The organism is Micromonospora sp. WMMB482, assembly GCF_019038635.1.
GTDB classification, from domain to species: Bacteria; Actinomycetota; Actinomycetes; order Mycobacteriales; family Micromonosporaceae; genus Micromonospora; species Micromonospora marina.
The window spans coordinates 3,681,486-3,701,041 of the sequence record NZ_JAHOPD010000020.1; the positions used below are offsets into that span (position 1 = coordinate 3,681,486).

The 19,556-nt window shown below is 66.2% G+C and carries 20 protein-coding genes; 17 read left to right on the plus strand and 3 right to left on the minus strand.

Going from position 1 to position 19,556, the window contains the following annotated elements; genetic code table 11:
• The first annotated feature begins 112 nt into the window (after positions 1 to 112).
• From amcA to KSK32_RS18590, 9 genes are all read left to right on the plus strand, one after another.
• Positions 113 to 274 (plus strand): multiple cyclophane-containing RiPP AmcA, encoded by a 162-nt coding sequence (amcA, locus tag KSK32_RS18555; RefSeq protein WP_216932343.1) that lies wholly within the window; start codon positions 113 to 115, stop codon positions 272 to 274.
• Positions 271 to 588: a hypothetical protein gene (locus KSK32_RS18560; protein WP_216932344.1), complete on the plus strand. Its 318-nt coding sequence runs from the start codon at positions 271 to 273 to the stop codon at positions 586 to 588. Before amcA ends, KSK32_RS18560 begins: the two co-directional genes overlap by 4 nt.
• 99 nt (positions 589 to 687) lie before the next feature.
• Positions 688 to 2,010: a hypothetical protein gene (locus KSK32_RS33480; protein ID WP_254187111.1), complete on the plus strand. Its 1,323-nt coding sequence runs from the start codon at positions 688 to 690 to the stop codon at positions 2,008 to 2,010.
• Complete coding sequence (locus tag KSK32_RS33485; protein WP_254187112.1) at positions 2,007 to 2,825, plus strand: hypothetical protein; 819 nt, start codon at positions 2,007 to 2,009, stop codon at positions 2,823 to 2,825. The genes KSK32_RS33480 and KSK32_RS33485 overlap by 4 nt, the downstream gene beginning before the upstream one ends.
• Positions 2,826 to 2,839: 14 nt before the next feature.
• Positions 2,840 to 3,886 (plus strand): aldo/keto reductase, encoded by a 1,047-nt coding sequence (locus KSK32_RS18570; RefSeq protein WP_216932345.1) that lies wholly within the window; start codon positions 2,840 to 2,842, stop codon positions 3,884 to 3,886.
• Between the two features lie 13 nt (positions 3,887 to 3,899).
• Complete coding sequence (cyaB, locus tag KSK32_RS18575) at positions 3,900 to 4,454, plus strand: class IV adenylate cyclase (protein WP_216932346.1); 555 nt, start codon at positions 3,900 to 3,902, stop codon at positions 4,452 to 4,454.
• Between the two features lie 98 nt (positions 4,455 to 4,552).
• Positions 4,553 to 5,071 carry a DUF6244 family protein gene (locus tag KSK32_RS18580; RefSeq protein WP_216932347.1) on the plus strand — a complete coding sequence of 173 codons (519 nt, stop codon included), beginning with the start codon at positions 4,553 to 4,555 and terminating at the stop codon, positions 5,069 to 5,071.
• 158 nt (positions 5,072 to 5,229) lie between these two features.
• Positions 5,230 to 5,628 carry a hypothetical protein gene (locus KSK32_RS18585; RefSeq protein WP_289256320.1) on the plus strand — a complete coding sequence of 133 codons (399 nt, stop codon included), beginning with the start codon at positions 5,230 to 5,232 and terminating at the stop codon, positions 5,626 to 5,628.
• A 10-nt stretch (positions 5,629 to 5,638) separates the two neighbouring features.
• Positions 5,639 to 6,091: a SitI3 family protein gene (locus tag KSK32_RS18590; RefSeq protein WP_216932348.1), complete on the plus strand. Its 453-nt coding sequence runs from the start codon at positions 5,639 to 5,641 to the stop codon at positions 6,089 to 6,091.
• A 121-nt stretch (positions 6,092 to 6,212) separates the two neighbouring features.
• On the opposite strand, the gene KSK32_RS18595 is transcribed toward KSK32_RS18590, so the two are convergent.
• Positions 6,213 to 6,710, minus strand: coding sequence for an NUDIX hydrolase (locus tag KSK32_RS18595; RefSeq protein WP_289256321.1), 498 nt, complete (start codon positions 6,708 to 6,710; stop codon positions 6,213 to 6,215).
• A gap of 470 nt (positions 6,711 to 7,180) precedes the next feature.
• On the opposite strand from KSK32_RS18595, the gene KSK32_RS18600 reads away from it, so the two are divergent.
• Positions 7,181 to 7,978 carry a DeoR family transcriptional regulator gene (locus KSK32_RS18600; protein ID WP_254187113.1) on the plus strand — a complete coding sequence of 266 codons (798 nt, stop codon included), beginning with the start codon at positions 7,181 to 7,183 and terminating at the stop codon, positions 7,976 to 7,978.
• Positions 7,979 to 8,103: 125 nt separating this feature from the next.
• Here the strand turns inward: KSK32_RS18600 and KSK32_RS18605 are convergent, their stop codons facing one another.
• Positions 8,104 to 8,616: an HAD domain-containing protein gene (locus tag KSK32_RS18605; RefSeq protein ID WP_216932350.1), complete on the minus strand. Its 513-nt coding sequence runs from the start codon at positions 8,614 to 8,616 to the stop codon at positions 8,104 to 8,106.
• A 487-nt stretch (positions 8,617 to 9,103) separates the two neighbouring features.
• On the opposite strand from KSK32_RS18605, the gene KSK32_RS18610 reads away from it, so the two are divergent.
• From KSK32_RS18610 to KSK32_RS18640, 7 genes are all read left to right on the plus strand, one after another.
• On the plus strand, positions 9,104 to 9,991 hold the full coding sequence (locus tag KSK32_RS18610; protein WP_216932351.1) for a replication-relaxation family protein: 888 nt from the start codon (positions 9,104 to 9,106) through the stop codon (positions 9,989 to 9,991).
• 378 nt (positions 9,992 to 10,369) lie between these two features.
• On the plus strand, positions 10,370 to 11,293 hold the full coding sequence (locus KSK32_RS18615; RefSeq protein WP_353939632.1) for a DUF2637 domain-containing protein: 924 nt from the start codon (positions 10,370 to 10,372) through the stop codon (positions 11,291 to 11,293).
• On the plus strand, positions 11,268 to 11,684 hold the full coding sequence (locus KSK32_RS18620; RefSeq protein ID WP_216932353.1) for an AlpA family transcriptional regulator: 417 nt from the start codon (positions 11,268 to 11,270) through the stop codon (positions 11,682 to 11,684). The genes KSK32_RS18615 and KSK32_RS18620 overlap by 26 nt, the downstream gene beginning before the upstream one ends.
• Positions 11,681 to 13,183 carry a tyrosine-type recombinase/integrase gene (locus KSK32_RS18625; RefSeq protein WP_216932354.1) on the plus strand — a complete coding sequence of 501 codons (1,503 nt, stop codon included), beginning with the start codon at positions 11,681 to 11,683 and terminating at the stop codon, positions 13,181 to 13,183. Before KSK32_RS18620 ends, KSK32_RS18625 begins: the two co-directional genes overlap by 4 nt.
• Before the next feature lie 412 nt (positions 13,184 to 13,595).
• Complete coding sequence (locus KSK32_RS18630) at positions 13,596 to 14,972, plus strand: type I restriction-modification system subunit M (protein WP_216932355.1); 1,377 nt, start codon at positions 13,596 to 13,598, stop codon at positions 14,970 to 14,972.
• Positions 14,969 to 16,192: a restriction endonuclease subunit S gene (locus KSK32_RS18635; protein WP_216932356.1), complete on the plus strand. Its 1,224-nt coding sequence runs from the start codon at positions 14,969 to 14,971 to the stop codon at positions 16,190 to 16,192. Before KSK32_RS18630 ends, KSK32_RS18635 begins: the two co-directional genes overlap by 4 nt.
• Positions 16,189 to 19,248, plus strand: a complete 3,060-nt coding sequence (locus KSK32_RS18640) for a type I restriction endonuclease subunit R (protein WP_289256322.1) — start codon at positions 16,189 to 16,191, stop codon at positions 19,246 to 19,248. Before KSK32_RS18635 ends, KSK32_RS18640 begins: the two co-directional genes overlap by 4 nt.
• A gap of 10 nt (positions 19,249 to 19,258) precedes the next feature.
• Here KSK32_RS18640 and KSK32_RS18645 read toward each other — a convergent pair whose 3' ends face one another.
• A complete protein-coding gene (locus tag KSK32_RS18645) occupies positions 19,259 to 19,549 on the minus strand; it encodes a hypothetical protein (RefSeq protein WP_216932357.1) in 291 nt (96 codons plus the stop codon).
• Between the last annotated feature and the right edge of the window lie 7 nt (positions 19,550 to 19,556).

Genomic DNA, 19,556 nt, shown 5'->3' on the forward strand with positions numbered 1-19,556 from the left:
CGAGGGCTGGTGACCGGCGGTCCGCTCCCTGCCGCTGGCCGACGGCGGTGGGCTTGCCGGCGCGCCGGCAAGCCCACCGCGCACCGACGCCAGCGCCGGTCCGGGGTCAGCCATGACCGTTTATGTCTCGCGGTACGCCGCGACCGGTGAACTGCCCCGGGACCTCACGGATCGCGCTCAACCGGTGGAACGGCCGGTGGCCGATCTGCCGCTGCTGACGCACGTCTGGCGAATCGTGTTCGAGCAGCAGGCGCGGAAGTGCGACCGCCGATGAGCGGCAACGGGGCAAGCCCGGCGGCGCTGGGCCGGGCGGTACCGCCGGAGCATCCGCCGCTGCGTCCGCTCTGGCTGTGCCGCCGCTGCGGGCAGCCCTGGCCCTGCGGAAGGGCACGGCTCGCCCTGCTGGCCGAATACCGCGACAACCGAGTCGGCCTCTTCGTCTACCTGGCCGGTCTTCTCCATGAGGCCATCGAGGACCTGCATCGGCTCAACCCGAGCCCTACCGGCGAGGTCACGGACCTGTTCGACCGGTTCCTCGGCTGGCCCGCCCGTCACCGCGGCGGGGCTGGATCCACGACGCCGCGCTGAGCGGGCCACCCCGCCCTCTCACCGCTCTTCTTCTGCCGCTGCCGCAGGGGCGGCGATGCACGCCCATGCCCTCGCCCCTGTTCGTCATGGAGGTGTTCCATGCGTGACCTGCTCTCGTCCGTCCACGACCGGCTGTTGTACGCCTGCGCGCACGCCACCGGCTGCATGCCGCCCCGTCGCGAGCCGTTGGCGGCGGTGCCGCTGGAGGATCCGAACGCCCTACGCACCGCCCTGAGCGTGACATTGGGGGAGGAGCGGACGGTGGTGGTGACCGGAACCCTGGATCGCAGGCTGGTCCTCATCCAACAGCCGTCAGGGCAATGGACGGCCGCCGACCTTTCCGGGCAGCCGCACCACAGCCGGGCATGGCCCGCGTGGACCGCTGGTCATTTGACGGTGGTCGAACCGGCCAGTTGGCTGTCCGACGCGCAACTCACTCCAGAGGGTCAGCGACGGCTGCTGCGGCCGAGGTTGCTGTTGGCGTCGCTGTACCACCCGGAGCATTTCCCACTGCCCCGGTTTCCGTTGGCGATCTCCGATCTGGCCCGAGCTGCCCGGTCGACCCTGCTTGGGCAGGTCGAACTGATGGATATGCAGCTCGGTTTCGGGCTGAACGACATCGTCAATCGGGTCCGCGACGGGGTGGAAGTGCTGGGAGTGTCGGTGACCTTCGGCCAGCATGACCTCGCCGTCCGCCTGCTGGACGCGGTCACGGCCCTCGATCGGCGGCCCCTGGTGGTCGCCGGCGGCTCGCTGACCGTCCGCAACGAGCAGATCCTGCTGGACCGCTATCCGAACCTGCTCATCTGCAGGGGAGCGGGAGAACCGACGATCACCGACGTGCTGGCTCATTGGCATGGCGATCTGGACGTCGGGCAGATCCGCGGCCTTGGTTTCCGGGGCACCGCGCGGTCGCACACCGTGCTGCCGATCAACCTTCCCCGCCGGACCGCGACAGTGGCTAACCGGTCGCAGACCGACATGTGGCCGGAGCTGGATCTGCTTGACCGCACCTTCGCGCACCGTGGGGTCGCCCAACTCGAGTCGTCGAGGGGCTGCACCAACTACTGCTCGTTCTGCCCCCGCGGGCACAAGGGGCAATGGGCGGGGGCGCGTCCCGACGCCTTGCCCTGGCTCCTTCGTCAGATGGGCGCGGTGTTTGACCGACACCCGGATCTGAACAGGACGATCTACCTGGTCGACGAGGAGTTCATCGGACGCGGCGATGACGCTGCCACCCGCGCCCTGCAGGTCGCGGACACCCTCGCCCAGGCGGGCTTCACCTGGGAGACGAGCTGCCGGGTCGACCAGGTCGTCCGTCCCGACCGAGACCGAACTTGGCACCTCGACCGCGGTCACCTCTGGCGGGGCCTGGTCGACCGGAAGCTGCGGCGCTGCCTGTTCGGCGTGGAGTCGGGGTGACCTCGATCCTGGACCGCTTCAACAAGGAAACCACCGGCGAGCAGAACGCCCTGGCCATCCGCACCCTCACCGCATTGGGCGTGCCGCCGCGATTCACCTACATCACCTTCGACCAGTTGATGACCGCAGCCGAGCTACGCCAGACGTACGCCTTTCAGGGCCGCACCGACCTGTTGCTGCAACCACAACCCCAGCTGAGCGTCGCCGAAATCATCGACGGGGTCCACGACGAGCGGTGGGTCGCCGCCCACACCGCAGGACGTCCCTTCTACACCGGCATCAGCTACCTGCTCGTCGGCATGGAATGCCTGATCGGTGCCGCCTACACCCGCCGCGCTGAAGCGGCCGGACTCACCGGGCGGGCCGACCCGTCGATGGGAAGGGTCGAGGCCCGCTACGCGGACTGGCGCATCGGGGTCCTCGCCCGCCGCTCCCAGCTGTGGATCGACCGGAACTTCGCGCTGGACTACACCCTCAAGTCGCTGGAGAAGATCCTCAGCGGCCGGCCGTACGCCATGGTCCGCGACCTGCGTCGGCTGCTGAAGGACACCGCCTACCAATTGTTCGGCACGATGCTCGACGAACTCTCCCGCACCGATCCGAGCGCAACGGACGACGGTGGCCTCGACGCGCGATGCCAGGACGCGGCCAACGCCCTCCTGATCCAGCTGCGCAGTGACCTGGCACCGGTCGTCGCTACGGTCACCGCGGCCCTGCCGGCCGACCGCCGTGACATCCTCCGGCAAGAACACAGAAGATGGGCCGCCGCCCACGGCTGGCAGTTGATCAACGCGGCGGACCCTTGCGGCACCTGAACGGACCCGACCCCATGAGCCATCTGCCACGCCGCCATCTCGTCGGCCTCAACGCTGATGTCTCCGTCATCGGAGCCGGCTGCTGGACCATCGGCGGCCATGCCACCAACCGAGGCACTCCGATCGGCTGGGACGACGTCGACCCCGACGCAGCCTTCGCCGGACTCGTACGCGCCCTCGAACGGGGCGTCACGCTCTACGACACCGCCGACGTCTACGGCCTCGGCCACTCCGAACGCCTCCTCGGCCGGCTCCTCCGCCTCGCCCCACGGCAGGACCTGGCGATCTCCAGCAAGGTCGGCTACTTCGCCGGCACCGCCCGCCACGCCTACCACCCCGCGCAGATGCGCGCGCAACTCGCCACCACCCTGGACAACCTCGGCACCGACCACCTCGACATCTACTTTCTCCACAGCAGTGACTTCGGCCCCGACGACCGGTACCTGCCCGAGGCGGTCGACCTCATGCACACCTGGCGCGACCAGGGGGTCATTCGCGCGGTCGGCATGCGGGCACCACACCGGTTCGCCGAGGAATGGGCCGCTGCGGACGGACCGGAGGCGGTTGAGACACGCCGCTGGCTGTACCTGTTCGACCAGGTACGCCCCGACGTGCTCACCGCCCGCTACAACCTGCTGAGCCGGCCGTGCGGCGACCACGAGACCGACATTTTCCGCTTCGCCCGTCGCAACGGCGTCGGGGTTCTGATCAAGCAGGTCTTCGGGAAGGGCCTTCTGCTTCAGACCGGATCTGGCCCCGATCAGCGGCGGTACAGCGCCGCCGACCACCGCAGCACCGATCCGGCCTTCACGCCGGACCACCGCCGCCACGTCCACGGCCGACTCGCGCCCGTGCGCGACCGGTACGGACACAGCACCAGCGCCATGGTCCGCCTCTGCGTGCAGTACGCCCTGCACCCCGCACCCGGCGCCGCGATCCTCGCCGGCTTCCGCAACGCCAACCAGATCGACGCCACCATCGCGGCACTCGACCATCCCCTCCTGGCCGAGGACATCACGCAGATCCGCGCCGTGCTGCACGGCAAGCCGTACACCGACTGATAGGAACAACACTGTGCGCTACATCGAGGTCGAGAAGAAGTACCGCCTGTCCGATGCCGAGGTTCTCAGGGCCAGGCTCGCCGAACTCGGCGCGAAACCCGGCGAGCCCACCCGGCAGGTCGACGCCTACTACAACGCCCCGCACCGCGACTTCCTTGCCTCCGACGTGATCTCCGACTGGCTGCGTCTCCGTACGGAAGACCACGGAGCGTCGATCAACTTCAAGCGCTGGCACCCCGTTGACGCCGTGGTCAAGACCCACGCCGACGAGTACGAAACCGCCGTCGGGGACGCCGGGGCCGTCCGCCTCCTGCTGGAATCCCTCGATTTTCAGCCCTTGGTGACGGTCGACAAGACCCGACAGGCCTGGACTCTGCCGGACGTCGAGATCGTCCTCGACCACGTCGTGGACGCGGGCGACTTCGTCGAGTTCGAGTTCAAGGGCGAAGCCGAGGACGTGAGCGACGCCATCCAACGCCTCGACGCGTTCATCGTCGCCCTCGGCATCGAGCTCGGCGAGCAGATCAACAAGGGGTACCCGCACATGCTTCTCGGCCGCGACCACTGATCGCGTACTTGCTCTACGACGTCTGGTGGCGTCGGTGTCGTGCCGGTAGGTTCAACCCTCCTGAGAGCTCTCGTGGCCAGGTGGAGGGATCCGGCAGCGTGTCGCACGTCGAGAAGATCACTACGGAGCTACGTACGCTGTCCGCCGGGGTCGAGCGCGCGCAGGGTCTGGCTGCCGCTGCTGATCAGCAGGCGCAGGAGATCGGGCTGCGCGCGGCGGGTGCCGGGTTCGCCGCGGTCGCTGCCGGTGTGGCGCGGGTTCGCGGAGCCATCGCCACGATCCGGGGTGGACTGGGTGGTCTCGCCGGGGCTGTCGGTGATGCCGCGAAGGTGGCCGCTGGTGTCCCGCAGCAGGCCAGTCCGGGGGAGACGATCAGCGGGCTGACTCCGGTGCAGAGTGCGGTCGACGGCATCCGTGACCAGACTGCCGCCACGATCACCCAGGTCGGTGAGGCGCAGCAGCTTGTTGTCGGGGTTCTGCAGGGTGGGCAGCCAGGGCCGCTGCTGCAGGCCCTGGAGAGCATCAAACAGGTGCTCGTCATGCTGGTTCAGCGCACCGCCACGACCCGCCAGGCGGTTGACGCGGCGATCGCCGAGGCACGCCAGTTGGGAAACTGAGCGGGGCTGGCGGTGCCGTACCGACCAGCCCTGCCTCGGTTCCCACACCGTCCGCTGGCACGCCAGTGGCGACGCCGTGGACGCGCAAGCCCACTGGAGAGCTCGGAGGTTCGCCGACCGGTCGGCGTACCCGGATACCTCCGAAGGAGGACGAACGCGTGCGGCGCTCCCTGGAGCTGGAGAACCAGTGTGCCGATACCGTCGCTGCGGAGGGATACCGACTCCATCAGAACCCGACCCGGCAGGAGGTCGCTGACGCCCGTCTCGGTACCGGCGATTCCGGCAAGCCGGGTAAGGATCCCGACTACCTGGTCGAGGGACACGTCTTCGACTGTTACTCCCCGACGCCGGCGAAGAGCGTGCGAGGCGTGTGGAGCGGGGTAGCCGACAAGATCGACAGCGAGCAGACCCAACGAGTGGTGGTGAACCTGCACGACTGGCGTGGCGATCTCGGGGCGTTGCAGAAGCAGTTCGACGACTGGCCGATCGCAGGGTTGAAGGAACTGGTGGTGGTGACGCGCAGCGGGGCGATAATCCAGATCCTGCGACGAGACTGAAGGGCTATCCATGGCGACCGAGTACCGCTTGACGCTGGCTGGCGATATTCCTCTCGATGTGCTGGCCGGCGTCGTCGCTCCCGAGGGTGTTGACGAGTCGGCGGTGGATGGCAGGCCCCGGGTGTTGAGTGCGGACCTCAGCGATCGGTGCGGCTACACGGTGAGCATTTACGCCGGGTCCCACGGCTACTTCGAGGCCGAGGACGGTGACGGCTCGATGTGGGAGTGGGAACCGGAGCGGTACGTCACCACCAGCTTCCGGCTGCGCAAGGACGAGTCCTCCGAGCGGGCGACGCGGGAAATGCTGGCGTCCGTGGCCCGGGTCCTGGGCGAGCGGTCGGAGGACGCCGCGCTGATCGTCGACGCCGACTGGCTGCTACTGACCCGCTTCTCGGGAACGCTGCGCAGGCACGCGCCGAGTTGGTGGGGTGTGCACGGCGGGGAAGATCTTGTCGACCGGTGAGTGGTTCGGAGCCGGTCGTCGGCGATGACGCCGGTGGCGTGAGGAGACTCACCGGCTTCGTGTGCAGGGGCCGACCTCTATGTCCCGGTACCGGGCTGCGGCCGAAGGTCCGCGTTGACGACTAACTGTTCGAGGCCGCGACTCCATCCTCGAGGTAGACACCGCCACGGCCGATAGCGGCGAGAGCCGCAGCAACCCGCCGAGCCAGGCGAGGGATCAACACCGCGCCCAGGCGTTCCGGCTCGACGAACTCAAACCGGTCGAGCTCGTCCGGGCACAGTCGCATCGCCGCGACTTGGTCCGCCGTCAGCACCCCGCCGTCGAAGACGAACATGAGTCCGCCGTCCCACGGTGGGTTCGCCGGCACCCAGTCGACGCACAGCAGCGTTCCTGTGGGTATCGGCAGGCCCAGCTCCTCTCGGATCTCGCGGGTGCAGGCGTCTGCCGGGGACTCGTCCGGCTCCACGGTCCCGCCGGGAACTTCCCACACGTCCTTGTAGACCGGGTGGACCAGCAGCACCCTGCCGGCCTGGTCGCGAAGGATCACACCGGCCGCCGCGCGGACCCGCGTCACGCTGGCGATGTAGGACAGGTCCGGTTCGGTCTGCGTCTCGGCCACGCGACCGACCCTACGGGCTCGCCCTCGGTGCATCGCCGTTCCCGAAGGACGACGCGGCAACGCTCCCCCGGACGTTGTTACGGCGAGTAACCATCGCATCTGTGCGAGGCGTTGCACCGTCAAGTCGGCATGGCCTTGTCTCGGGCCTGTGAGAGATCAGCGCTGTAACAGAGCGCCTTTCGTGGAGATCAACTAACGGCGGTCTGATTTGACCGTACCGCACCCTTCTGTCCTCAGCTCTTCGGCTGATTCGCTGAACAGTGATCACCAAAATCGGCCCCAAAACCCCGGTTTGTAAATGTGGGTGCTCGCACGGCCCGCCGACGCCCCGGTCGATGGCCGACGGCGAGCGCTGTCTCCGGTCACGGCGGTCCCGGCTTCCGATGTTCCCGTCGGCGCATTGACCACTCCCTGTTACGGCTGTCAGGGACCGGATGTCGGACCGTCGACGCCAGGAGGATCATCAGGGGATGGGCGACCAGGGTGCCACGCGGCGGTTGTCCCCGCGGCGGTGGCGGATCCTGTCGTACCTGGCGCAGCATGGTTCTGCGACGACACTGGACGTGGCGCTTGTCTGCCGAGTAGCGCGGCTGACGGCTCACCGGGACCTGGTGTGGCTGCACGAGGCGGGACTGGTGCGCCGCGACCGCTCCGCGGAGGACCGGACCCACACCTGGTGGTACGAGGTCACACCCGAGGGGACCGACGTGCTCCGGCGAGCCCTGACAGCGTCGGGGCTACCGGTTCCACTGCGGCTGGGGCAGCGGCCCTCCGGTCGGGCGGATGCCCTGCTGTTCCTGCCGCTTATCGAGGTGTCGCGGCGCCACCCGGGGCGGTGCGAGCTGTTCCAGTGGCTGGCGACGATGGAGACCTCGGCGTGGTTGCGTCAGCACGACCTGGCGCAGGTGCGGGCCGACGGCTACGGCGTCTGGCTGCAGGACGGACGGTGCCTGCGGTTCCTGGTCCACGTCGACCGTGGCCCGAGCGGCGGCGCCGTCGCCGAGCACGAGCGAGCGACGTCAGGTCTGGGTGGATTGTTGGCCGGCTACCGGCGCGCGGACCGGCTGGTACCGGTCGGGGCGGTTCTGCTGATTGCTCAGGACGCCGAGCGAGAGGAACGACTGCGGGTCGACCTGCTCCGCGAGCCGCTGCAGAACGCTGTCGCCACGACCACGCAGCAGTTGTTGTACCGCCACTGGCCGGACGACCAGGTGTGGCAGGTACCGGGCGAGAATGGCAGGCGTCGCCTCATCGAGGTCGGATCCTGACCGCACCACGTCACGATTCCCGGCCCTCCGCCGACGCCAGCGTGATGGTGCGGGACCTCACCAGCCGCGGTCCCCACTGGCAGGCAGACATTCAGCGCAGCACCCGCGACGGCTGAAAGCTGGCCCTACCGCGCCTGCACGAGCCAGCTTTCTATGGCAGCGAAGTCGTCTTCGGTCAGACCACGACGGGGATCGACCCGATGCAGCAGGGCCGGGCCAGGGTGATGAATCGAAACCCACCGTTGATCAGCGTAGGAGATCTCGTCGTCGACCCAGATGAAGGGGCGGCCCTGCGCCCACTCGACGAGCCCACGGATCTTCCAGTGCAGGACGCCGACCTCGTCGGAGTCGGGCCAGTCGACGACGGGTAGGGGCGGTAGCCCGAGCAGGGGCGCGAGTACGTCGTTCGCGTCGTTCATCCAGGTCGTCGCCCATACGAGATCACACGTGAGGGCCTCCAGCCGGCGGCCGTGTTCCGGATTGACCTTGTGCAGCAGGGGATGGGCGTCGGCCGTTAGGGCCGGTGCCTGGGTGTGGCCATGCGGCATGTCCGGCTGAGCGGCCGTGGGTGTTCCGAGCGGGATGAGGGTGCCGTCCACGTCGAGGAACAGCAAGGGACGCGGCGCAGGGTCGGACATGACCGAGAGGCTAGCCCCCGCTCCGCCAAGGGCTACCTCCACGCGCTTGCCCCAAAGCCATTCGTCGCGCCGGTGCTCCCGGCGGTCGGCACTCACGCGCCGCTGACGGCGACCACGACAGGGCTGGCGCCGGATGCATCCCACCAGGCCCTTCCGCTTCGGCGGCGCTGTCGTGCCCGGACCAGGCCACCAGCACCACATCCCACATCCTCAACCAAGGAGTTCTCGTGCTTTCGTCGAAACCTTCACCTACTGCCGTAGGCATTGGCAGTGATGAGTTCCGGCTTGATCCCCGTTCGGGGGTCGGGCTTGGCGTCAGCGTTGACGTCAGTCTTCAGCCGGACCCCCGAACCGACCCCCTGTTCCCTCTCACACCGCAGGTCAGCGCGTCTGTCAGCGCAGTCGGCTTGTCCTGCGACAGACCCCTGCTGGTCTCGGGTCTCTCCCCCTGGGGTGGCATGCCCTACCGAGAAGGAGGTGGTAGCCGGTGGATGATCCGGTTCTGCGGGTCCAGTCCCAGCTGACCAGCCGTGACCGTGTGCTGCTGGGCTGGTTGTACGACCACGGCGTGTTGACGTCGTTCCAGCTCGCGCACGCCCTGTTCCCGTCCCTCGATTTCTGTCAGCGGCGGCTGCGGACCCTGTACCGGCTGCGGCTGGTGGCCCGGTTCCGGCCGCAGCGGGCCGACGGTGGCTCGTACCCGTACCACTACGTCATCGACCAGCTCGGCGCCGAGGTCGTCGCGGCCAGCCGTGACGAACGCCCACCCCGGCGGGACCATGCCCGGGTGGAGCGGCGGCGCTGGACCTCGACCCGCAGCCTCTCTCACCGCCTCGGGGTGAACGGGTTCTTCACCGACCTGGCCGGGCACGCCCGTACTCATCTGGGCATCGGGCTGGTGGAGTGGTTGCCGGAGGTGGTGTGCCAGCGTGCCGGGACGTTCACCAGCCGGCAGGATCCGGGGCTGGTGCGGGCGTATCAGCCGAGGGTTCGCCCGGACGGCTACGGCCGGTGGGTCGAGAACGGTGTCGAGGTGCCGTTCTTCGTCGAGTACGACACCGGCGCCGAGCAGTTGTCGATCCTGGCCGGCAAGGTGGACGGCTATCAGGAGCTGTTCGGCACGCTCGAGCGGGCGTGGCCGGTGCTGTTCTGGCTGCCCTCGGCCGCCCGCGAGCGCAACCTACGCCGCGTGCTGGCCGACGTGCCGCTGGCGGTGCCGGTCGCCACCGGTGCCCGCGACCACGCCGCAACGGCGGGCCTGAGCCCGGCAGAGGCGGTGTGGGCCATGGCCGGCAGGGAAGGGCAGCGGCTGCGGCTGGCAGGTCTGGCCGGGTACGCCGTTGACGTCTCCAGCCGGGCGGGTGAGGCCGCGTGATCGGCGACGGCACAACGGCCGTGGACAGTACCTCCGCGGCGGAGCGCACACCAACGGCCGGCGTCTGTCCCGGATCTGTCGTGAGCAGCGCGGTCCGCGCTGACAGATCCGCGAGAGCACCAGCCGTCCGCTCCCACAGCGGCGGACCACTTCTCGGTCCGGCGTCCGCGTCGGGCGGTCCGCGACCGGTGTCCGGTCCCCGTCCCGACTGTTGTCCCACGCCGAGTCGGTCCGCCCTCCGGTCCCGCCTCCCGCGACTGACGGACGGACCGGAACCCCTGTCCAGGGTCGGGGAGGTGATGGGCCACGACAGCATCGATCCCTGACCCGGACACCAGTCCGCGCGGCAGCCGCGTCGAGGGCGTCGTCCAGGTCGTCATCATGCTGGCCATCGGCGGCGCGGCCGGGGCGGCGAGCTTCACCCACGTCCACAACGTAGCCGCCGCGCACGGCCAACCCGGCTGGCTGGCCTGGGCCGACGCGATCGTCCTGGAACTGATGTCCATCGCCTCCGGCCTGGAACTGCGCCGCCGCAAACGCGCCCACACCTCCACCGTCTTCCCGGCCACCGTGCTGGCCTGCGCGGTCACCCTGTCCCTGGCAGCGCAGGTCGTCGAGGCCGAACCCTCGATCATCGGCTGGGTCGCCGCCGCCGTACCCGCGCTCGGATTCCTCGTCATGGTCAAGATCGCCCTCGGCCGTACCAGCACCACCACGCCCGCCAACACCGCCGGGACGGTGGCGGACTGCCGACCGGACGAGGCCGGGCGGACCGTTCCGGACAGCGGACTCGACGAGGCGACCCAGTCCGCTGTCACGGCGGGGGAGCGGCGGTCCTGGACCCGGACCGTCCGCTCACCGGATGCTCGTCGCCGGCACGGCGGACGGAACCGGCAGCGAGCGGACCGGGGACGGTCCGGGCAGCCATCCGGCGACGTTGCCGAGCTGCTGCCGGCGGCGCGAAAGGTTCGGGTCCGGCTCGCCGCGGACGGACAGGCACTGACCCGCGCGGCGCTCGCCGAAGCGCTGCGCGCAGCCGGTCACACCGTGTCCAACACCCGAGTATCCGAACTCCTCAAGACCCTCAAGGTCGAGTCCTCGGCACCACCCGAGCTGATCGTGAGCCCGGTCATGCCGACCAACCCGACGCCACCGCCTCTGTCACCGAAGCGGCGCAACGGTGGCGGAGCAGCCACCCCTGCGCCGGTCGACCCCGACGGGGCCACCCCGCTCCTACCGCACAGTCATCCCTCTCATAACCAGGAGAACCCTGATCATGAACAGCCCAACGAATCACGCTGACCAGACCACCCGCACCACGACCGACAACACCACCAATGCGCCGACGCCCACCGCCGGGGAGGTGTGGACGGTCGAGCGCATCTGTGCCCTCGGCGTCACCACCACCCTCGCCACCACCGCCTCCGTGCTCGGGATCAGCCGATCCCAGGCATACCGACTCGCCGCCACCAACCAGTTCCCCATACCGCTGATCCGGGCCGGCAGCCGCATCATCGTCCCCGTCGCCGGCCTCCTCCAGCTCCTGCTGATCAACGACCCTGCTCCGACCGATGACGAACGACGACTTGATGCCGACGCGAAGGTGAGCGTGGATGCGATGACCCCGCCACCAGCGGATTCCACCCGACACCGCTGGCGGCACCATACGAAGCATCCAGGAGACGATGAGTGAAGGGATCCACCTTCAAACGCTGCGGCTGCCGCGACACCACCACGGGCCGGCGACTGGGACGATCCTGTCCCGAGCTTCGCCGGCCCGGCGGCGGCTGGTCCCGCACCCACGGCCACTGGCACTGGCAGATTGAAATCCCCGCCCGTGCCGACGGCACCCGCCGCCCCCTGCGCCACGGCCCCTACGCCACCCAGGCCGATGCGGACGCCGTCCTAGACCGCATCCGCGCTGCGCTCGCCGTCCCCGACCCCACCGACCCGCACACCACCGTCAAAACCGGCGACCTGATCGAAACTGCCGTCAAGACCGGCGCGCCCATCCCCACCCCGGAACAGGTCCGGCGGGCGCTGCACCTGGACATCACCCCCACCGAGCTGCCCACGATGCAGGCGTACCTGACCGACTGGCTCGCCGGACGCAAGAACATCAAGACAGGAACCCTGCGCTCCTACGAAGGACACATCCGGCTGTACCTGATCCCGCACCTCGGCCACCTACGCATCGACCGGCTCCGCCCCGGCCACATCGACGCCATGTACGACGCCATCGCCGAACGCAACACCACCATCGCCACCCTGCGCGCCAGCCGCGACCCCGCCAAGCGCGACCAGGTCAAGAACCAGCGGATCGTCAGCCCCAGAACCCTGCATGTCATCCACGCCACCCTGCGCAAAGCCCTCAACGACGCGATGCGCCGCCACCGCTACATCGACACCAACCCCGCCCTCATGATCGAACTACCCACCGCCCGACCACCCAAGCCCACCATCTGGACCGACCAACGCATCCGCACCTGGCGCGACACCGGCAAAACCCCCAGCCCGGTCATGATCTGGACACCCGAACACACCGGCAGATTCCTCGACCACACCCACGACGCCAACGACCGGCTCTACGCCCTCTACCACCTCATCACCTTCACCGGCCTCCGCCGAGGCGAAGCCTGTGGCCTGCACTGGGACGACCTCGACCTCGACGCAGCCACCCTCACCGTCCGCTGGCAACTCGTCCAACACGGCTGGACCACCGCCATCGACACCCCCAAAACCACCGAGAGCGAAGCCGCAGTCGCCCTCGACACCGAGACCGTAGCGATGCTGCGCGTCCACCGCACCCGGCAGCAGCGCGAACGCCTCGCCGCCGGTGCCGCCTGGATAAAGACCGGACTTGTCTTCACCAGCCTCACCGGCGGTCGGCTCCACCCTGCCGACGTCACCGACCACTTCCACCACCTCGCCAACCAAGCCGGGTTACCACCCATCCGACTTCACGACCTCCGCCACGGCGCCGCGACCATGGGCCTCGCCGCCGGCGTCCAAATGAAAGTCATCTCCAACCGACTCCGCCACTCCAGCCCACACTTCACCGCCAAGTTCTACGGCGACGTCCTACCCGAGCTGTCCCACGCTGCCGCCGAAGCAACCGCGTCGATCGTCCCGCGCCAGCGCGCCGCTAAAGGTCGGCGTAGCCCAGAGGTCGCCACCCACCTTCGCGGCTGATCTTGGTTTTGGGGGGCCAGCGGTCGACAGGGGTAGCGGGCCTCGAAGGCGATCTGAAGGGCGTTCAGCGGTGCCCCGCCGCCGCTGACGACGCGCACCAACGATTAGGGCCCTGGTCTGGTAGATCTCCGCCAGGTCAGGGCCTTCTCGTGTATGCCGGTGGTGGGTGGGCTCGATGGGTGCTCGGGAGCCGTTGGACCGGATGGGCATCGGTGGGGACGCCATGCGATGGCAGCCGACAGACCGGCAGATCAAGACCAGCTTTGACCTGGCTGACCCAGTTCGACGGCAAACACGCGCTCGCCAAGCGTGACGGGTAAATGACCTTGAGTTACTTAGCAGATGGATTACTGGATGTTTCGGCGAGGCCACTCCCTTGTCGCGCCGACGAGCTCTGGTAAGACTTCACCCTGTGACGACAGAGCCGGCCTGGACCACCGCTGCTGAGGACCGCAAGAAGGAGCGGGAGCGAGCTGAACTTCACCGGGTGATCTGGAAGATCGCCCACGACCTGCGTGGAAGCGTGGATGGCTGGGACTTCAAGGCGTATGTGCTGGGGACGCTCTTCTATCGATTCGTCTCCGAGAACCTGACGGCCTACCTCAACGAGGCCGAGCGCAGCGCAGGCAACGAGGACTTCGATTACCGCTACCTGTCCAACGCCGACGCCGAGCTCGGGCGCGAGGAGACGGTCAAGGAGAAGGGCTTCTTCATCCTGCCCCAGGACCTCTTCGCGAACGTGCGTGAGCGGGCCAGCAAGGATGAGAACCTCAACGAGACTCTGACGCGGGTCTTCACCAACATCGAAGCCAGCTCGGTCGGCACCCCGTCCGAGGACGACATCAAGGGCCTTTTCGCCGACCTCGACGTCAACAGCAGCAAGCTCGGCCCTACCGTAGCGAAGCGCAACGAGAGGCTGGTCAAGCTCCTCGACGCGATTGGATCGTTGAACTTCGGCAACGGCGAGTTCAACGAGAACACCATCGACCTGTTCGGTGACGCGTACGAGTACCTGATGCAGATGTACGCATCCTCGGCCGGCAAGTCTGGCGGGGAGTACTACACACCGCAGGAGGTCTCCGAGCTGCTCGCCAGGATCACGGTGGTCGGCAAGACCGAGGTGAACAAGGTCTACGATCCCGCCTGCGGCTCGGGTTCGCTGCTCCTCGGCGTTGGTGATCGAGTGGTGAGCATCGACGCGTGCCTCAAATGCCCAGTCTGCCAAGCGGCCATAGAAGCCTGGTTCCTCGTAGTGTCCAGGGATGAACTGGACGGACCGGCACCAACCGTCCGGTTGGAGCGCTATGTAGACAACCGGCGCGGCATGGCGAGTAGGGTCGGAGTCGGCGCCGGTGATTTCGATGATCTGCTGGAGCGTGCGCAGCTTGCCTACGAAGTACAGCTCGGCGCGGGGTCTATGGTTTACCTACGGAAGATCTTCGAAGCGATCACCAATCAGGTTGCCGATATTGCAGGCATACCGACTATTGGCAACAATGGCGGCCGTAAGCCGTTCCGCAACCTCCTGCGAGAGGTGGATGCGCAGCATCACATCATTCCGTTGGCATTCTCCAGCGACGGATACAAGTTGTTCAGCGAGCTGAGTGAGATCGTCCACGGAAATTCAAGTGAGGAAGTGGCCCTGCAGAAGTACCACCCCTGCCGAAGCTTGGTCATCGGAATCATCCAGAATGTCGCCAGCGATCAGGAGATGAAGCGGGCTATCGATGCACTCGGTTGGAATGTTGGCAGGGTAAGCGTTCCTTCGAGTGGGGTGATGGCACCATGAGCGAGATTGATAGGCTGCTCGCCGAACACTGCCCCGATGGCGTTGAGGTCATGAGGCTCGGCGAGATCGGAACCCTTGTCCGCGGACGTCGCTTTACCAAAGCTGACATGGTTGAGGCTGGAATCCCCTGTATCCATTACGGGGAGATCTACACAGAATATGGCGTGTCAACGCGCACCACCGTCTCGTATGTGCGGGAGGATCTGCACAATCATCTGCGTTACGCCCAGCCGGGGGATGTGATCGTCGCTGGTGTCGGGGAGACGGTTGAGGATGTGGGTAAGGCCGTGGCATGGCTCGGTGAAGGAGAGGTCGCGATACACGATGACTCGTTCCTGTTCCGGAGCGAACTCGATCCGACCTATGTCTCCTACTACTTCCAGACCAGCACCTTCCAGGCTGAAAAGGAACAGCACGTCTCGCGTGCCAAGATGAAGAGACTTTCCAGCAGTGGCCTGAGCAGGGTAACAATCCCGGTCCCTCCACCTGAGGTGCAACACGAGATTGTACGGATCCTCGACAAGATGGCTGAGCTGCAGGCTGGGCTGCAGGCCGAGCTGCTAGCCCGCTCCCGCCAGTACGAGCACTACCGTGACCAACTCCTCACATTTGCTGAGACAGAGGAGGTCAGGTGGGCGGCGTTGAGTGAGGTGTGCACGTCGGTGTTCAGTGGTGGGACCCCTCTTGCTACGAACCGAGACTTCTACGACGGCGACATTCCCTGGCTTCGCACCCAAGAGGTTAACTACGCCGATATCTACGACACTGCAGTGAAGATCACGCGGGAGGGTTTGGAGAGCTCATCGGCCAAGTGGGTTCGCCCGAACAGCGTGATTGTCGCGATTTCTGGCGCCGGGGTTACGAGAGGGCGCGTCGCCGTTAACAGAATCTCGCTCACAACCAACCAGCACTGCTGCAATCTGGAGGTCGACGAGAGTCAAGCGCACTTTCGGTACGTCTACTACTGGTTGCTGAAGCACTATGACGACCTTCGGTCTCGCGGGCACGGCAACCGGTCGGACTTGAACGTTGGAATTATTAAGCGCTACCCGATTGCACTCCCAACCCTTGACGAGCAGGAACGGATTGTCCAGCTCTTGGACAAGTTTAACGCCCTAGTTGGCCTATCAGTTGGCCTGCCGGCGGAGATCAACGCTCGACGGAAGCAGTATGAGTACTACCGGGACAAGTTGCTGACGTTCCAGGAGCGGGTGGCGTGAGTCAGGGCGGCGGTGCGGAGGCACCGGATTCGGGGCTGCGGTACGAGCCGATCGTAGTGAGCGACGAGGCGACGGTGGTCGCGACGTACGAACCGGACGGCGGCAGAGATCAAGGTTACCAGTCTGAGGCAGAGCTTGAGGCCAAGTTTGTCGAGATGCTGGGGCAGCAGGCGTACGAGCGTCTCCACATTAAGTCGTCGGCTGACCTGGAGGTAAACCTTCGGCGTCAGCTGGAACTGTTGAACAATGTAATCTTCAGTGACGACGAGTGGAAATGGTTCTTTGCCAAAAAGATTGCCTCGAAGAATGAGGGCATCGTTGAGAAGACGGCGCGCATCCAGGAGGACCCGATCCAGGTCCTCGCGCGTGACGACGGCACGAGCAAAAACATCAAGCTGATCGACAAGTCGAACATCCATGCCAACCGGCTCCAGGTGATCAACCAGTACGAGACGGTCAGTGAGGGTGCCGGGACGGCTCGCAAGCACCGCTATGACGTGACGATCCTGGTCAACGGGCTGCCGCTGGTGCATATCGAGCTGAAGCGGCGCGGGGTGCCCTTGAAGGAGGCGTTCAACCAGATCAACCGCTACCAGCGGGAGTCGTTCTGGGCCGATGCCGGACTGTTCGAGTACATCCAGCTCTTCGTAATCTCCAATGGCACGCACACCAAGTACTACGCGAACACGACTCGTGCCCGAAAGGTGGCTGAGTCCGAGGGCGGTAAGCGTAGGCGGAAGCAGACATCAAACTCGTTCGAGTTCACCTCGTGGTGGACCGACGCGGAAAACCGGCGCATCGGCGACCTCACCGCGTTCACGCGGACATTCTTTTCCAAGCACACGCTGCTGAACGTCTTGACGAAGTACTGCGTCTTCGACGTCTCCCGTACCCTGCTGGTGATGCGGCCTTACCAGATCGTGGCGGCTGAGCGGATCCTGCGGCGAGTGGGGTGTTCGGCGAAGGCGACCGGGCCGAAGGCCGGCGGCTACATCTGGCATACCACCGGGTCGGGAAAGACGCTGACATCGTTCAAGACCGCGCAGCTTGCGTCGAAGATGGAGGGTATCGACAAGGTTCTCTTCGTAGTCGACCGCAAGGACCTCGACTACCAGACGATGCTGGAGTACAACCGCTTCGAGAAGGACTCGGTCAACGGGTCACGCTCGACCGCCGAGCTCAAGCGGCAACTCCAAGACCAGAACGCCTCGATCATCGTCACCACGATTCAGAAGCTGTCGCGGTTCATCGAGCAAAACAAGGGCCACGAGATCACCGAGGGTCACGTGGTGTTGATCTTCGACGAGTGCCACCGGAGCCAGTTCGGGGGCATGGGGACCGCGGTGCGCAAGGCGTTTCGCCGCTCCCACCTCTTCGGGTTCACCGGCACCCCGATCTTCCCGCAGAACGCCGGCGGGGCGACAAAGGACACTACCGAAAAGATCTTCGGCGACCGACTACACAGCTACACGATCCTGGACGCGATCAACGACGGAAACGTGCTGCCCTTCCGCGTCTCGTACCAAAACACCGTGCGGGCAGCGGACGACGTCGAAGACAAGCGGGTCGCCGGAATCGACACCGAAGAAGTGCTGCGCCATCCCGAGCGAATTCGGAAGATCGTGGCGTATATCCTCGACCACTTCGATACCAAGACCATGCGCACCCAAGGGTACAGCCTGGGTGAGAAGCGGGTACGTGGCTTCAACTCGATGCTGGCGACCGCGTCAATCCCCGCCTTGAAGATCTATTACGACGAGTTCGGTCGGCAGCAGACCGAACGTACGGCCGCGGACCCGTCCCACCAGCCGCTGAAGATCGCCACGATCTTCAGCTACGCCGTCAACGAGGACGAGGAGATCGGCGGCATCCTCGATGACGAGGCGATGGACGCGGACCAGCTCGACGCCTCCTCCCGCGACTTCCTCGAACGCGCGATCAGCGACTACAACGCCGCCTTCGGCACGGCGTACGACACCTCGGCGGCGAAGTTCGAGAACTACTACAAGGACCTCGCGCGGCGGGTGAAGGATCGTGAGGTCGACCTGGTCATCGTGGTCAACATGTTCCTGACGGGGTTCAACGCAACCACACTGAACACGCTGTGGGTGGACAAGAACCTCAAGTCCCACGGGCTGATCCAAGCGTTCTCCCGCACCAACCGAATCCTCAACTCGGTCAAGGCCTACGGCAACATCGTCTGCTTCCGCAATCTGGAGAAGGCAGTCGACGATGCCCTGGTGCTCTTCGGCAACTCCGAGGCCAATGAAGTGGTCCTGCTCAAGCCGTACACCTACTACCACGCCGTGTACATCAGCCTGGTTGGGCAACTCCTGGAGCAGTGCCCACCCGGAACCGAGCTATCCGGGGAGGCTCAGGAGAAGGCGTTCGTCGTTCTCTTCGGCCGTATCCTCAGACTGCGCAACATCCTGACCTCCTTCGACGAGTTCGCTCACGACGAGTCGCTGCCACCGAGGCAATTGCAGAACTACACGAGCGTCTACAACGCGCTGTGGGAGAAGCACCGCAAGCGCGACACCCGTGAGAAGGAGTCGATCCTCGACGATGTCGTCTTCGAGATCGAGCTCATCAAGCAGGTTGAGGTCAACTTCGACTACATCCTGATGCTGGTACAGAGGTGGCGTGATGAGGGCCAGGCCAATTTGGGCGAGGAAGGCAGGATGCCACTGCGTGCCATCGAGGAGGCCATCGATGCCAGTCCATCGCTGCGAAACAAGAAGGACCTGATCATGGAATTTGTTGACTCCATGTCGGTCGCCGGCGAGGTCAACAACGACTGGCGCGAATTCGTCACCGAACGACGAGAAGTCGAACTCGCCGAGATCATCGACGCCGAGCGCCTTCGGCCCGAGCAAACGAAGTCGTTTATTGAAGCGGCCTTCCGCGACGGCGCGATCGCAACCAACGGAACAGCGATCACTCAGGTCCTGCCGCCGGTCTCGCGCTTCGCAAAGGACAACAACCTCGGCGCCAAGAAGGAGCGCGTCATCGCGAAGCTGACCGAATACTTCGAGCGCTTCTCCAAGTTGGCCTGAAAGGCGCCGCCTACCTGGCCCACCAGGGAGCAAGCGCGGCGAGGTGGGCGCGTACGGCATCGGTGAAGGCGGTCTCCAGCGGGAGCAGCGACGATAGGTCGATGACTGTCGGCGGGATGTTCATCGCCTGGTCTTCGGTGATTGGCGTGGCTCGCCATGCCTCGCGCATCGCGCCCCCGGCGACCTTGCGCAGTTCGCGCACGAGGGCGGTGTACGCCTCGCCCACTGTGCTGGACTCGGCGGCGGTCCAGGCGGTGAAGTAGCTCAGTTTGCTTTGGATCTCCCGCGTTGCTTCGGACAATCGGACA

What these genes read in the sequence shown, in the direction of transcription:
- amcA (WP_216932343.1), top strand. Translation starts at nt 113, where the DNA reads ATGACCGTTTATGTCTCGCGGTACGCCGCGACCGGTGAACTGCCCCGG.
- KSK32_RS18560 (WP_216932344.1), top strand. Translation starts at nt 271, where the DNA reads ATGAGCGGCAACGGGGCAAGCCCGGCGGCGCTGGGCCGGGCGGTACCG.
- KSK32_RS33480 (WP_254187111.1), top strand. Translation starts at nt 688, where the DNA reads ATGCGTGACCTGCTCTCGTCCGTCCACGACCGGCTGTTGTACGCCTGC.
- KSK32_RS18570 (WP_216932345.1), top strand. Translation starts at nt 2,840, where the DNA reads ATGAGCCATCTGCCACGCCGCCATCTCGTCGGCCTCAACGCTGATGTC.
- KSK32_RS18590 (WP_216932348.1), top strand. Translation starts at nt 5,639, where the DNA reads ATGGCGACCGAGTACCGCTTGACGCTGGCTGGCGATATTCCTCTCGAT.
- KSK32_RS18600 (WP_254187113.1), top strand. Translation starts at nt 7,181, where the DNA reads ATGGGCGACCAGGGTGCCACGCGGCGGTTGTCCCCGCGGCGGTGGCGG.
- KSK32_RS18605 (WP_216932350.1), bottom strand. Translation starts at nt 8,616, where the DNA reads ATGTCCGACCCTGCGCCGCGTCCCTTGCTGTTCCTCGACGTGGACGGC.
- KSK32_RS18620 (WP_216932353.1), top strand. Translation starts at nt 11,268, where the DNA reads ATGAACAGCCCAACGAATCACGCTGACCAGACCACCCGCACCACGACC.
- KSK32_RS18635 (WP_216932356.1), top strand. Translation starts at nt 14,969, where the DNA reads ATGAGCGAGATTGATAGGCTGCTCGCCGAACACTGCCCCGATGGCGTT.